Source organism: Rhodopirellula sp. J20-39 (assembly GCF_057365095.1).
Genome location: NZ_CP195123.1, coordinates 6,695,973 through 6,710,733 on the forward strand (window position 1 = coordinate 6,695,973; position 14,761 = coordinate 6,710,733).

A 14,761-nucleotide genomic window follows, 5' to 3' on the forward strand; every position below is an offset into this window, starting at 1 on the left:
CGTCGCTCCTGGCGAACGACGTAACTCTCTAACACAACGCTCACTCCTCTTACGATTAGCTACCACGATGACACAAAAACCACTCTATCACCTTCCGCCGGCTCAAGGTCTTTACGATCCGACGATGGAAAAAGACGCGTGCGGTGTTGGTTTCGTAGCACACATCAAGGGTGCTCCCAGTCATCAAATCGTCATTGACGCCGATACCATTTTGCAAAACATGGACCACCGCGGTGCATGTGGTTGCGAACCCAACACGGGCGATGGTTCGGGCATCATGTGTGGCCTTCCTCACAAGTTCCTTCGCAAGGTTGCAAAAGCGGACCTGGGTGTCGACCTTCCCGAAGCGGGTAAGTTCGCTGCCGGTTTGATTTTCTTGCCGCCGGACGATGCCGAGCGCAAAATCTGCAAAGACACGATGGAACGCCTTATCAGCGAGACGGGCCAAGTCCTGCTCGGCTGGCGTGATGTCCCTCAAGAAACCGACGCGGCGGACGTGGGGCCGACGGCGCGTAATAGCGAACCTGTAATCGAACAACTATTTGTCGGTGCAGCCGAAGGGTTAACCCAACCCGAGTTCGAACGACAACTGTATTTGATCCGCAAGCAAGCGAGCCACGAGCTTCGCGGCAGCGACAAGCTTGAACAAGCACTTGTATTTTACGTTTGCTCACTATCAACCAGTGTCATCATCTACAAGGGAATGCTGACCCCGGCTCAAGTGATGCCGTATTACCCGGATCTTCGCGATGAAGATTTCGAGACTCACTTGGCAATGGTTCACAGCCGCTTTTCGACCAACACGTTCCCTAGCTGGGACCGCGCTCAACCGTTGCGGTTCATGAGCCACAACGGCGAAATCAACACGCTTCGCGGAAACGCGAACTGGATGCGTGCTCGCGAAGGGATGGCGGAAAGCGAAATCTATGGCGACGAGCTGAAGAAATTGTTCCCCGTTATCGAGCCGCACCTAAGCGACTCTGGAACGTTCGATAACGTGCTTGAGTTCCTACTCATGAATGGTCGCACGCTACAAGAAGCGATCATGATGATGGTGCCCGAAGCTTGGCAAAAGCATCAAACGATGCCAGAAGACAAGCGTGCATTCTATGAGTACTTCAGTTGCATGATGGAGCCTTGGGACGGCCCCGCATCAATCGCTTTCACCGACGGTAAATACATCGGTGCAACGCTCGACCGCAACGGACTTCGCCCCAGCCGTTACTACATCACTCACGATGATCGCGTGATCATGGCGAGCGAAGTCGGCGTGCTGCCAGTCGATCCAGCCATCGTTCGCGAGAAAGGCCGACTGCAGCCAGGCAAGATGTTCTTGATCGACTTCGAAGCTGGTCGCTTGATCCCCGACGAAGAACTTAAAAGCGAGTTCGCTCGCCGCAAGCCGTACGGTGACTGGCTCAAGAATCAACGTATCCGCCTTGCCGACCTGCATCCGGAAATGGAAGGCCACGGCTTTGACGGCGACACGCTACTTAACCGTATGCAAGCGTTCGGCTACACCGCCGAGACCATGAACTTCATGCTGCGTCCGTTGGTTGAACAACTTCGTGACCCGGTCGGATCGATGGGCAACGACTCATCGCTAGCATGCTTGTCGGACAAGCCGCGAATGATCTACGACTACTTCAAGCAGCTTTTCGCTCAGGTGACCAACCCCGCGATCGACTCGATTCGCGAAGAGGTCATCATGTCGCTGGAGTGCTACATCGGTCCGGAGCAAAACTTGCTTACCGCAACCGAACAACACTGCCACCGATTGTTGGTCGACCACCCGATTTTGACCAACGAAGAAATTGCAACGCTAAAGCATATCCATCACGAAGGCTGGGATAGCCGCGTGATCGACATTACCTTCGATCGCAACGAAGGCAAAGCTGGTATCGAAAAGACACTGGACCGAATCTGCGCTGAAGCCGAAGAGGCCTGCGATGCTGGCCTGGAACTGATCGTGCTATCGGATCGCAAGATTTCACACGATCGCGTCCCCGTTAGCATGTTGCTTGCTACCGGAGCGGTTCACCACCACTTGGTTTCGAAAGCAAAGCGAACACGAGTTGGCTTGGCCGTTGAAACCGGTGAAGCTCGTGAAGTTCACCACCATTGCTTGTTGATCGGATACGGTGCCGATGCCATCAACCCATACCTCGCATTCGAGGCTTTGTGGCAAGCACACCGCGATGGATTGATGAACCCAGCGTTGGACGACGACAAGATTGTCGCCGCTTATCGCAAGGGCGTTGCCAAGGGTATGCTCAAGGTGATGGCCAAAATGGGCATCAGCACGCTGCAAAGTTACAAAGGTGCCCAAATCTTTGAAGCATTGGGACTGCAAGACGAAATCATCGATCGCTGCTTCGCCGGCACGGCAAGCCGCATCCAAGGCGTCTCGTTCGACATCATCGCGGAAGAAACACTACGTCGCCATCGCTTGGGCTACCCCGAACGAAAAGACGATCGGCTTCCCGCGTTGCCGAACCTTGGCGAGTTCCACTGGCGTGCCGAAGGCGAAAAGCATGCCTGGAGCCCACAAGCGATCTCAAACTTGCAGGTTGCGGCTCGAAACAACAACGAAGACGCGTACTGGAAGTTCGCTCACACGATCAACGAAGAAAACCGCAATCGCTGCACGCTTCGCGGTTTGCTCGACTTCCAAGAAGGTGTTGCAGGTCCATCGATCCCGTTGGACCAAGTCCAAAGTGCTTCCGATATCGTAAAACGTTTCTGCACCGGAGCGATGAGCTTGGGCAGCATCAGCGCCGAGTCACACGAAACTCTCGCGATTGCGATGAACCGCCTCGGCGGCAAGAGCAACACCGGCGAAGGCGGGGAAGATCCAGTTCGTTTCCTGCCTATGGAAAACGGCGACTCGAAACGATCCTCGATCAAGCAAATTGCTTCGGGTCGATTCGGTGTAACGATTGAATACCTGTCCAACGCGGATGAGTTGCAAATTAAAGTCTCGCAAGGTGCTAAGCCTGGCGAAGGCGGCGAACTCCCCGGCAAGAAGGTCGACAACTACATCGCTGGAATTCGTTACAGCACACCGGGCGTTGGCCTAATCAGCCCACCACCTCACCACGACATTTACTCGATTGAGGACTTGGCTCAACTGATCCACGACCTCAAAAACAGCAACCCATCGGCTCGTGTTAGCGTGAAGTTGGTCAGTGAAGTTGGCGTTGGTGTGATTGCATCGGGTGTTGCCAAGGCTCACGCCGACCACATCCTGATCGCCGGTGATACTGGTGGAACAGGTGCATCGCCGCTTACCAGCATCAAGCATGCTGGCTTACCTTGGGAACTGGGGATTGCTGAAACACACCAAGTCCTGGTTCTTAATGACCTGCGTAGCCGTGTGATCCTGCAAACCGACGGCGGACTGAAAACTGGACGCGACGTTGTCATCGCGGCATTGTTGGGTGCAGAGGAATTCGGCTTCGCAACCGCTCCTCTGATTACGCTTGGCTGCATCATGATGCGGAAGTGTCACCTCAACACTTGCCCCGTGGGAATCGCGACTCAAGACCCTGAGTTGCGTAAGAAGTTCACCGGCAAGCCTGAACATGTCGTCAACTATCTATTCATGGTCGCCGAAGACGCTCGTCGATTGATGGCCAAACTTGGCTTCCGAACGATCGATGAGATGGTCGGGCGCAGCGACGTGCTGCAAACCGACAAAGCAATCAAACACTGGAAGAGCGACGGCCTCGACCTGACCCCAGTCCTGCGTCCGGCTACCAAGATGCATGAGAACGTTGGCGTCATCTGCTCGCGTGCTCAAGATCACGGCCTGGAAAAATCACTCGACATGACCAAGATCGTTGGCGAAGCTCGTAACGCGATTGATACCGGTGAACCGGTTCGCATCACGTCGCCGATCATCAACATCAACCGGACCGTCGGCACGATCCTGTCGCATGAAATCGCAAAGGTTCACGGGCAAAAGGGGCTTCCCGACGATACGATTCATATTGACCTGACCGGTTCCGCTGGCCAAAGCCTCGGTGCGTTCCTGGCACACGGTGTCACGATCGAACTGGAAGGGGACGCCAACGACTATGTCGGTAAGGGCCTTTCCGGCGGGCGGATTATGGTCTACCCACCACGCGAGAAAACATTCGTCGCCGCTGACAACATCATCGTCGGGAACGTTTGCCTCTATGGTGCAACCAGTGGGGAAGCGTTCCTAAGTGGACGTGCTGCTGAACGATTCTGCGTTCGAAACAGCGGTGCCCACACTGTCGTTGAAGGTGTCGGCGATCATGGTTGCGAATACATGACCGGCGGGCGTGTTGTTGTGCTCGGAAAAACCGGCCGCAACTTTGCCGCAGGGATGTCAGGCGGGATCGCTTACATTTGGGACCGCGATGGTGACTTCAACCTAAACTGCAACCTTGCCACGGTGGAACTCGAATCGATCCAACCGGGCGAAGAGGAAGCTGAAGTGAAGGCGTTGATCCAAAAGCACCTGGACTACACGTCCAGCGATGTCGCCAAACTTGCGTTGTCGGACTGGAAGACATTCCTTAGCCAATGCGTGAAGGTCATGCCAACAGACTACAAGCGAGTCTTGATGGAAATGGAAGCGGCCAAAGAAGATCAACCTGCTGCGGCGAACGCGTAAGCTTTCAAGACCCAACTCAATTTCGCGGGCACTTCATTGAGCCCGCGTTCACCCCATACATACCTCGAGGGCATCGAAACCCTCGCCCCCAAACCGCTCAACTTCGAAGGAAAACAAAATGGGAAAGCCCACCGGATTTAAAGAGTTCGATCGCGAAAAAGTGCCATGGCGTTTGCCAGTTGTTCGTATCAACGACTACGACGAAATTTACACCGAGCACAAAACCGACCAACTGCAAACGCAGGGTGCTCGGTGCATGGACTGTGGTGTGCCGTTTTGCCAATCGGCTAGTGGTTGCCCCATCGACAACTTGATTCCCGAGTGGAACGACCTGGTTTACAACAACCGCTGGAAAGAAGCGATCGAGCGGCTACACAAAACCAACAACTTCCCTGAGTTCACTGGCCGAGTGTGCCCGGCTCCATGCGAAGGCTCTTGCGTGCTGGGAATCACCAACCCACCTGTCACGATCAAGAACATCGAAAACGCGATCGTCGATCGCGCTTGGGAAGAAGGCTGGATCACGGCGGAACCACCGGAAGACCGAACGGGCAAGAAGGTCGCGATCGTCGGTAGTGGTCCTGCCGGACTGGCTGCTGCGGACCAACTCAACAAGGCTGGCCACTTGGTCACCGTATTTGAGCGTGCCGACCGCATCGGAGGCCTGCTTCAGTACGGTATTCCTAACATGAAGCTTTCCAAAAAGGCGATCCAACGTCGACTCGACAAGATGACCGCGGAAGGCATCACCTTTAAAACTGGGGTTGATGTCGGCAAAGACATCACTCCAGCTGAACTCCGAGATAAGTTCGACGCAGTCCTACTGGCATGCGGTGCCACGAAGCCTCGCGATCTTCCAATTTCCGGTCGCGAAGCCAAGGGTGTCCACTTTGCAATGGACTTCTTAACAGCCAACACGCAAAAGAGCGTGCACGGTGACAACCTGACCGACACTTTCATCAGTGCTGAAGGCAAAGATGTCATCGTGATCGGTGGTGGTGACACCGGCACTGACTGCATCGGTACTAGCATTCGCCACGGATGCCGCTCGTTGGTCAACTTCGAATTGCTTCCACAACCACCAGCGGACCGTGCCCCCGACAACCCTTGGCCAGAATGGCCTCGCATCTTCCGCGTCGATTACGGTCACGAAGAAGCCGAAGCCAAGTTCGGTAAAGACCCTCGCGAATACCAAATTCTTAGTAAGGAGTTTCTGGTTGACGACGAAGGAAAGCTGAAAGGCATCAAAACGGTTAACGTGGAGTGGACCAAGAAGGACGACGGCGGCTGGCAAATGTCAGAAGTCGAAGGCAGTGAAAAAGATTGGCCCGCCCAATTGATTTTGCTTGCGATGGGCTTCCTTGGCCCAGAACAATACGTTGCCGAGTCCCTCGAACTGGAAACGGATGGCCGTAGCAACTTCCAAGCTGAACACGGGAAGTTCACGACAAACCTCGAAGGCGTTTTCGCCGCCGGTGACTGCCGTCGCGGTCAAAGCCTTGTGGTTTGGGCCATCAACGAAGGCCGTGGTGCCGCTCGAGCGATTGACATCTTCCTAGAAGGTTCGAGTTGCTTACCTGCCCCTGGTCAGACGATGGGCACAGCTCTAGCCGGAGTTTAAAGCGTCTTATAAAGCAGCAGGCACATGTTTTCGTGCCTGCTGCTTTTTTTATGCCCTATCCGATTTTACCGCCTTCCAAAGTCGCTCTTTCAGCATGGACGCGACTCTCGAAGGACCGGAATTCCTTTGCGTTCGGCAATCGTCGCAATGCAGTCAAACTAAGTCTTCGCAAACACGCATACGATGAACATCGACCACCAAGCGTTACTGAGTGGTCAAAAGAAGGGCCCGATTGCAGCATCCGCCCGACTAGGTCTTCATCTCGCGAGCTGGCTCTATGGCGGAGCCGCAAGAGCTCGGCGATATCAATACGACCACCAGCGCAAGCCGATTCATCATGCTGGGGTCCCCGTCATCAGTGTGGGCAACCTGACCACTGGCGGTACGGGCAAAACTCCAATCGTCTGTGAACTCTGCTCGCAACTTCGGCAATTGGGTTCACGCGTTGCGATTGTCAGCCGCGGCTATGGCGCGGGCGAGTCCGGCGTGAACGACGAAGCAATGGAACTGGCCGCCAGACTTCCTGATGTACCTCACGTCCAGCACCCTGATCGAGTCGAAGCGGCCCGCATTGCAGTCGAAGAACTGGAAGCTGAAGTACTTGTAATGGACGATGGCTTTCAACACCGACGGCTCCATCGCGACCTAGACATCGTCGTCGTTGACGCCACATGCCCATTTGGCTACGGCTATCTTCTACCACGCGGTTATTTGCGAGAACCCATCAGCAGCCTTCGCCGTGCCGACCTGATCGTTGTCTCCCGATCCGATCAAGTACAAGCCAGCGATCGTAAACACTTAGAAGCATCCCTTCAGGTGCATGCCCCTAACACACCCGTTATCCACACAGTGCACCGACCTACATCGATTCAGTATAAAAATGCTAGCGACGAATCGATCCAAACCCTTATCCACAAACAGATCGCGTTGATATCCGCGATTGGCAACCCAGATGCGTTCGAGCAAACGGTACGAGATTGCGGCGGACAAGTGATCGCCCACCACAAACTGCCTGACCACGATGCTTTCGAACGTGAAACGCGACAAGAGCTTCGCGACTGGGTAGAAACACTGAAGCGAAACCACCCCGTCGATCTCCTGTTATGCACGCACAAAGACGCAGTCAAACTCGCTAGCGATCAAATCGCAGGGATTCGACTGGGGTACTTAAAGATTGAACTGGGGTACGAAAACGCCGAGTCCCAAACACTCATCCAATCGAAGCTACAGGCAATTGCGACTGGCGAATAACTCGCAATTGCAGTGCCGGCCTGAATCAGGTCTGAACTTAACGCGACGCAAAGCATCCTGTACGAAACTACGCTAACCATTCCAACTGGACGCGTTTCAACACATGGCCACCGTCAACACAGAGGCTCTTTTCAAAAGCCTCTGGTAGTGACTTGGCTCCGCGACGATACGCCAGAAACCAGTCGGGCAAGCTATTCGTAATCGAGACAGCAACCCACCAGACCAATAACGTCCCCTGATCAAGACCGTCTACACCGAAGCGGCAGTTGGCATCGGCGTGATCTGGTAAGCACGGTTGCGGAACAAGAACTCAATGATGTTTCCTTCATGTGGCTGCAACCAATTAACACGGTTGGTCGGCAGCGGCCCTACGTTCAATCGATCAATATCGGTGCAACTCCCCGCTTGCGCGATCAAAGCCTCATCCGCTGTGATCACGGTTCCAATCAAAGTCGGACCGATGTTACGGATCATCTCCGCTTGTGGGCACTCAACGACACTAACGAACGGGAACATGTATTCCTTGGAAGCAACCGCCCGCTCATGTGAGTCAGCGTGAACGACCATTGGACGCAAGTACGCACAGTGCTCACGCTCGATCAACTTATCGCCAAACTCGGCGGTCATGTCTGTCACGCCCGCTTCGGCAAGATCCTGTTGGACCATCGCCCAAGTTCCCGTGGCCATGGCTGGCACGGTGAAAGCAGCCAACTTCGCTTCATCGTCGCTAGGTGACGAAATATCAACCGGGCCGATACGATCCGCGATTGCAGCGGCAATTTCTTTCGTATGACGACTGGCCCAAATGCCAGAGCAGTTAATACAACTGCGTCCGGAATTGCTCAACACGCTCTCGACCATTACATCGAGATACATTTCCCAGTCATCGACGATATCATCGCCCAATAGGATCTTGGAGAATCCCGGGCCGTGAGCCTGAACGCGAGGATTCCCAGCATGCTGTGCCAAGGTTTCTGCGCTGCCGAAGATCATGCTGCGTGGCGTCTTTGTCATGATTGCCCCGCCAGCATCGTGGCCGCCGGGGTACAAACCAAACGCCGCCGCGGGAACCCCAGCCTCGATGAAGGCCGAAACCATTCGGTAGGGCGTCCACGGTTCCTGTGAACCCGGCTTCAGAGCAAGCCCAACCTGCAACGCAATCGCAGGCAACCACAAAGTGTGAACACCGGGCGAATTGTTCGGCAAGACCGCGCCCAACACAGGTGTCTGGCACTGATAACTAACCGTCACACCACGACCTTCGTCACCGTAGCCTTTGGACAAAATCGACAGATCCAAACCACGGGTGAGGCAATTCAAGATCTCGTCCATCTTGCTTAGCACAAAGCTATTCTTGGACATGTTCGAACGGCACATATGCTCTGGCAAACCGGTGCTGGCGGATTGCTGATGCACGAAATCGTCGACCGACTGTTGGGAATCACCGACCGTTAGCGTGGCGTTTTCAAAAAGCTCGGCCGCCTTCTTGCTCATCGCAATCAATTCACTGGCCGGCACTTCTAACAACGCTTCGCGGGCTTTGTGAGCCTGTCGAAGGTCTCGTGCAACAATGCCACCTCCAACCGTTCCCACTCGGGCAATCGGCTCGCCAGTATCGAAATGAACGACCTCGTTAAAATCGAGTGACTCGTATTGCTTGCCCCAGCGAAGTGGATTGAGAGTGATCATGCGTCTTGAAAGTAAAAGGTTGAAAGCTTTTCGGGCGAAAGTGGCACCGGCCACACGTTTAGACAAAACTAAACTTCACGATTTCTGTTCCGCTTAGCAGACGCGAGCAACCGCGTCTTGCTGGCAAACGAAACTTAATTCTTGCTAGTAGACACCGACGGTGGTGGCGCTGGCCAACTCATGGAATGGGCGAACCCCGGATACACCGTCCCAGGGATACGTATCGAAAGGTTGCTCACGCTCACCTTCATCGCGTTCCATGAAACCGGGAACAAAGAATTCGTCGGTCAGCGTGTAAAGCTTGACCCGGCCCGTTTCACCATAGCCAACAACTTGGTTGTAATCTTCGAACGTCACCACTTCGGTTACTGCCCGAGGCTGCGGAGCGTAGTAGCTGATCTTGTAACCCTCTTGGGCCGTGATCGGTTTACTGCATGCCAGTCCCATCAGCGTGTTACCGTAGGTGGGTGTCATGTAGACACCACTTTCTTCAGGCGATCCACCCAACAACTCTTCGACACAAAATCGTGTCCACTGCGGCGTGAACTCAGTCCCGCCAGAGAAGATCCCTGTGATCCCGACCTCCGCCAAACTCGTGCCTTTTTCGTCCAACGCTTCACCGAGCGACTCCAACAACTTCGGCGTCGCAAACATGCACTTCACATCGTGCCCCGCTGTCAAAATGGTGACTGCCTGATCGATACAATGTTTCTTGTAAGCCTCGACTTGGTCCATTTGGCCTTTCTTCAACAACTTCACCACCCAGCGAGGATCCAGGTCGATGCAAAAGCAAATACCATCCCGGTGCTGAGCCAAATGCTCGACTGCCAAACGCAATCGACGTGGCCCGCTTGGGCCCAGCATCAACCAGTTCGCTCCACGCGGGAAATATTTGTCTGGCAGCGTGTCGCTAAACAACTCGTAGTCTTTCCAGTGATCCTCAATCACCATTCGGCTCTTCGGGATCCCAGTCGTGCCGCCGGTCTCAAAGACAAACACTGGCTTTCCAGCATGCCCCTTGGGAACCCATCGGCGAATCGGACCACCACGAAGCCACTCATCTTCGAAGTTGGGAAACTTCTTTAGGTCGTCGAAACTCTTGACGTCCTTCAGCGGATCGAAATTTAGCTCGGCTTTTTTCTCAAGCCAGAAAGGGCACCCCGTGTCATCGTGGAAGTGCCAATGCACCGTCTTCAGCGTGTGCTCGTTCAGGCGATCAAGCGCCTCTGCGGATGCTGCTGCTAGGTCAGTACTAGATGATTCGCCGGCCACACTCATGCAATTCTCTAACTTCAATGAAAGGAGTCAATCGAGTCTTCGTTCGCTATTATGCCCGGTCGTAAAGTACTTGTCGCCCGACATGTGTGTCCGAGCAAACAAAAAACCTCGAACCAGATTGGTCCGAGGTTTTCGTTGTATCGATTCGATCGAGCTTCCTAGCGAGCGGGGCTAGCAGGAACTGGCGTATCGAGAATATTACTGTCGTTGTCGCCACCGATAGCTGCCAAAGCAGCCAGACCAGCGAGACCGCCCAGTCCGCCGCCGAAGCCGCCACCACCAGTTCCGCCGCCACCGCCACCGGTGTAGCCTCCACCAGCAGGACCGTAACCACCAGCAGCGCCACCGCTACCGATTGGGTTACCGAACTGATCGGTAGCGATTGGGTTTCCGAACTCATCAAGCATCACACCATCTTGAGTCGCCAAACCTTCGTCCATCGGGATCTCTTCGGTCGCGATAATCTCCTCTGACGAGATGACTTCACATGCCGAGATAGCCATTGGCAACGGTGCGAGTTGCATCGAGAACGATTCACAGCAGCAACATGGGTCGTAATTACTTACTAGAGTGCGTCCGTCGGTACCAACTTGGGCGTTGTCAGTCTTCGCCTTAGCAGCTTGGTTAGCAAGTGCTTCGTCGACCAATTCGAACCCAGCCATGCCCAACCCAGATTGACCAAGAGCAAGAATCGAGTATTCACCTGGCGATACGTTCGCGAACTCGAAAGATCCATCACCCTTGGAAACAACTCGGTCGATGACATCGCCCTTGGAAACCAAGAAGATGTTCAACAATCCAGCATCGCCCAGTTGCTTGCCTTCAGCACCAGCAACATGAATACGACCTTTCAAACCGCCAGCAATTTGCTTGACGCGGAACAGGTTCTCGCCAACGACTTGGCTGGAAATACCTGCAAGATCAGCACCTTGCATAGTGTAAGGAGCGTCATTGGTAACCGGTGGCAGATAACGTAAGATCGACGATTTGACGATTGTGTAATCAATCGCGGCTGCAGCGACTTCAACTTCGCGAGGCAAAACATTTGCGGACGCCATGTCTTGGTCAACCACGTGCATTGCACAGCAAGCGAAAGCGCCATCGGCACGAGCGGTAAGAGCGTAAAGCCCGGGTTCCACACCTGCCATCAAGAAATTGCCTGTTTCATCCGCGATCGCAGTCAACGATTCACCGGCCTGATTGCTCATCACCACCTTCGCATTGGCGATCGGGCGGGAAGAACCATCCGTCGAAGGAAGGATCACTCGGCCGCGCAACTCACCTGGAGTCGCGGGATTCACCCACTGCGGGACAGTCAGGTGATCAGTCACCTTCAAAGCGGACGATTGAGCTGATGCGGTGTTGATCGACATCGCGATCATGGCCGCTGCGGCTAGCCAAAGTTTCATGGTGAGTCTCATTGGAAGATAGGTCCTGTCCGCATATTTGGCAGTTTAGGCAAAGTTCACAGGCTAATAGTAAGCAAACGACTTGACTTTATCAAGCTTTGTCACGTGAAGAACTGGGGAAAACGAGAACACATTTACAGCTAGCTCCACGGCACCTTTTAAGGGCCGATAAAAAAGCCATAACCGCCAATAAGGGAGCGTCTAAACATCCAAGTTCCGCACATCCAAGGCGTGAGTTTCGATAAATTCACGCCGTGGCTCGACTTTGTCGCCCATCAGCAGGCGGAACATCTCGTCGGCAGCACCTGCGTCGGTCAAATTCACCTTAATCAGGGTACGGTTGGCCGGATCCAGCGTGGTTTCGCGAAGTTCCTCGGCGTTCATTTCGCCCAGTCCCTTAAAGCGAGTTACCGACAGGCCTTTCTCACCAGCAGCTCGAATTTCTGGCAAAAGCGATCGCAGGTCTTCCAATGGTCGCCGAATATCTTCCCCACGAACGATTTCAAACCGAGCAGTCGTCGCGCCAGTCCGTTCGGCAGGGATCAGGTCATCGAGCCCAAACCCCAATGGTTGCAGATCTTTCAAACCACCGTTGATCGTCCGCACTTCATGGAGCTCGGTCAGGTGGGCTACCAATCGCTCGGGCGCGTCCACATCGGCATCGGTTTTGGCACCTGCCTCGTCAGTAGATTCTTCTTCGCTGTTTTCTTCGGCCAGGTCCACATCCAGAACAGCATCTCGCTCCAACAAGAACTTCTCGACTTCTTCAAGCGTGTGGAACCAGTTCTCTTCACCCTGCAGAGCGATCAAAAGTGGTGGCAACTTACCCGTCACAGGATCCAATCGCATCGCATGAACCCGCAGGCTCACACCCCGGCGTTCAAGAGCCAAGATGGCATCTTCCATACCAGCGAGTGCACCGGCCAATTCCCGCATTTGATCCGCTTCGATCCGACGCCCGTCTTCGGCTTCGAAGATAGTGTCGTTCAAACCACGCTCCAGCAACTGCGACTTCATTTCCTCTTCGGACTGAACGTAGTATCGAGTCTTTCCTTGCGAAACACGGAACAACGGTGGCTGAGCAACATAAACGTGCCCGGCCGCCACCAGTTGATACATTTGCCGATAGAAGAAGCACAGCAACAAAGTACGGATGTGACTACCGTCAACGTCCGCGTCAGTCATGATGATGACTTTGTTGTACCGGCGTCGCGTCAGATCCTGGTCAGCACCGATACCGGTACCGATCGCCTGGATCATCGACTGAACTTCCTCGTTCGCCAGAACCTTATCTTCGCGACTCTTGTACGCGTTGATGATCTTACCGCGAAGCGGCAAAATGGCTTGAAACTCTCGCATCCGGCCACCTTCGGCGGATCCACCCGCCGAATCACCTTCGACCAGGTACACTTCGCACTCTTCCATATTCTTGGAGATGCAGTCACGAAGTTTGCCGGGCAAACCGCCGCCACCCAGAGCATCTTTTCGCTTACGAAGCTGGTCCTTTGCTTTCCGAGCTGCTTCACGAGCCTCGGCGGCTAATAGCCCCTTACGGACGATAATTTTCGCGATACGCGGGTTTTCCTCTAGGTATTTAGCGAGTTGTTCACCGACACCGCTAGTGATGATCCCATCAACTTCGCCGTTACCCAGCTTTGTTTTGGTTTGTCCTTCGAACTGCGGGTGAGGAACGCGGACACTGATCACGGCCGTCAGACCTTCGCGGAAGTCATCTCCGGTCGGTGTGGTCGACTTAAACAGCCCCTCTTTCTTACCGTAATTGTTTAGCATCCGGGTCAAAGCGGACCGGAAGCCCGAAACGTGCGTTCCGCCTTCGATGGTATGGATGTTGTTAACGTAGGACTGCACCGTTTCAGTAAATTCGGTGCTGTACTGCATCGCGATGTCGTACTCCACGCCTTCACGATGCCCGACGAAGTTGATGACGTCGCTGTGCAGAACATCGCTGGCGCGGTTGAGGTGCTCGACAAATTCAACGATCCCGCGATCGTACTTGTAGTCGCCGCCTTCTCCATTACGTTCGTCCAAGAACTTAATTCGCACGCCACTATTCAAAAACGCCAGCTCTTGCAGACGTTTTTGCAGCACATCGAAGCTGTACTTTGTCGTGCTGAAGATTTGACCGTCAGCTTTAAAAGTGACTTTCGTTCCCGACTTTTGGGTTGCGCGGCCCTTCTTGATCGGGCCCATGCTGACGCCACGTTCGTATTCCTGCGTCCAAGTCGAGCCATCCCGACTGACTTCCACTTCCGCCCATTGGCTTAGGAAGTTGACCACGGTCACCCCGACGCCGTGCAGACCACCCGACGTCTGATAGGCACCCTTTTCGAACTTGCCGCCAAACTTCAAAACGGTCATCACGCCTTCGAGCGTACTGACTTCGCGGTCGAGTTCTTCGGAAAGCTGATCGTGCCGAGTAACCGGAATTCCCCGTCCATCGTCTTCAACGGTTACGCTGCCGTCGGTGTGAACGACGACGCTAACAGTCTTGGCAAACCCCGCCATCGCTTCGTCGATCGAGTTATCGACGACTTCGTAAACGAGGTGATGCAGACCGCGCACAGTGGTATCACCGATATACATCCCGGGACGTTCACGAACGTGCTCCAAGTCGGATAGGTGCTGCAAATCCTTGTCGGTGTATTCGGTATTGGCCGCTGGAGATCGCGTGCCATCGTCCGAGGGGTCCACTGCGACAACCGGATCGGCGGCAGGAACATCGGCATCATCCGAAGGGGCCGGAACTGAATCAGTGGAGGAGGAGTCGCTCATTGAGGGACGGCCGCAAAGCCGACAAAAACGGTCGAAAAGCCATAAACTAGCGGAGCGAATTGTAGCAAAAGTTCC

7 protein-coding genes are annotated in these 14,761 nt (G+C 54.4%); 3 read left to right on the forward strand and 4 right to left on the reverse strand.

The window, feature by feature from the left end; all coding sequences use genetic code 11:
- The first annotated feature begins 67 nt into the window (after positions 1-67).
- The 3 genes from gltB (at position 68) to lpxK (ending at position 7,517) form a co-directional block, all read left to right on the forward strand.
- Positions 68-4,645: a glutamate synthase large subunit gene (gene gltB / locus ACR3ZL_RS24410; RefSeq protein WP_473650484.1), complete on the forward strand. Its 4,578-nt coding sequence runs from the start codon at positions 68-70 to the stop codon at positions 4,643-4,645.
- A 118-nt stretch (positions 4,646-4,763) separates the two neighbouring features.
- Positions 4,764-6,266: a glutamate synthase subunit beta gene (locus ACR3ZL_RS24415; protein WP_473650483.1), complete on the forward strand. Its 1,503-nt coding sequence runs from the start codon at positions 4,764-4,766 to the stop codon at positions 6,264-6,266.
- Between the two features lie 183 nt (positions 6,267-6,449).
- Positions 6,450-7,517 carry a tetraacyldisaccharide 4'-kinase gene (gene lpxK, locus ACR3ZL_RS24420; RefSeq protein ID WP_473650482.1) on the forward strand — a complete coding sequence of 356 codons (1,068 nt, stop codon included), beginning with the start codon at positions 6,450-6,452 and terminating at the stop codon, positions 7,515-7,517.
- Positions 7,518-7,766: 249 nt separating this feature from the next.
- Here the strand turns inward: lpxK and ACR3ZL_RS24425 are convergent, their stop codons facing one another.
- The 4 genes from ACR3ZL_RS24425 to ACR3ZL_RS24440 all read right to left on the reverse strand — a co-directional run bounded on the left by ACR3ZL_RS24425 (position 7,767) and on the right by ACR3ZL_RS24440 (position 14,686).
- The gene (locus tag ACR3ZL_RS24425; protein WP_473650481.1) at positions 7,767-9,206 is read right to left on the reverse strand and encodes an aldehyde dehydrogenase family protein; all 1,440 of its coding nucleotides are present in this window, start codon (positions 9,204-9,206) and stop codon (positions 7,767-7,769) included.
- A gap of 144 nt (positions 9,207-9,350) precedes the next feature.
- Positions 9,351-10,484 carry a hypothetical protein gene (locus ACR3ZL_RS24430; protein WP_473650480.1) on the reverse strand — a complete coding sequence of 378 codons (1,134 nt, stop codon included), beginning with the start codon at positions 10,482-10,484 and terminating at the stop codon, positions 9,351-9,353.
- A 158-nt stretch (positions 10,485-10,642) separates the two neighbouring features.
- Positions 10,643-11,893, reverse strand: a complete 1,251-nt coding sequence (locus tag ACR3ZL_RS24435; protein WP_473650479.1) for a carboxypeptidase-like regulatory domain-containing protein — start codon at positions 11,891-11,893, stop codon at positions 10,643-10,645.
- A gap of 201 nt (positions 11,894-12,094) precedes the next feature.
- Complete coding sequence (locus ACR3ZL_RS24440) at positions 12,095-14,686, reverse strand: DNA gyrase subunit B (protein ID WP_473650478.1); 2,592 nt, start codon at positions 14,684-14,686, stop codon at positions 12,095-12,097.
- Positions 14,687-14,761: the final 75 nt, after the last annotated feature.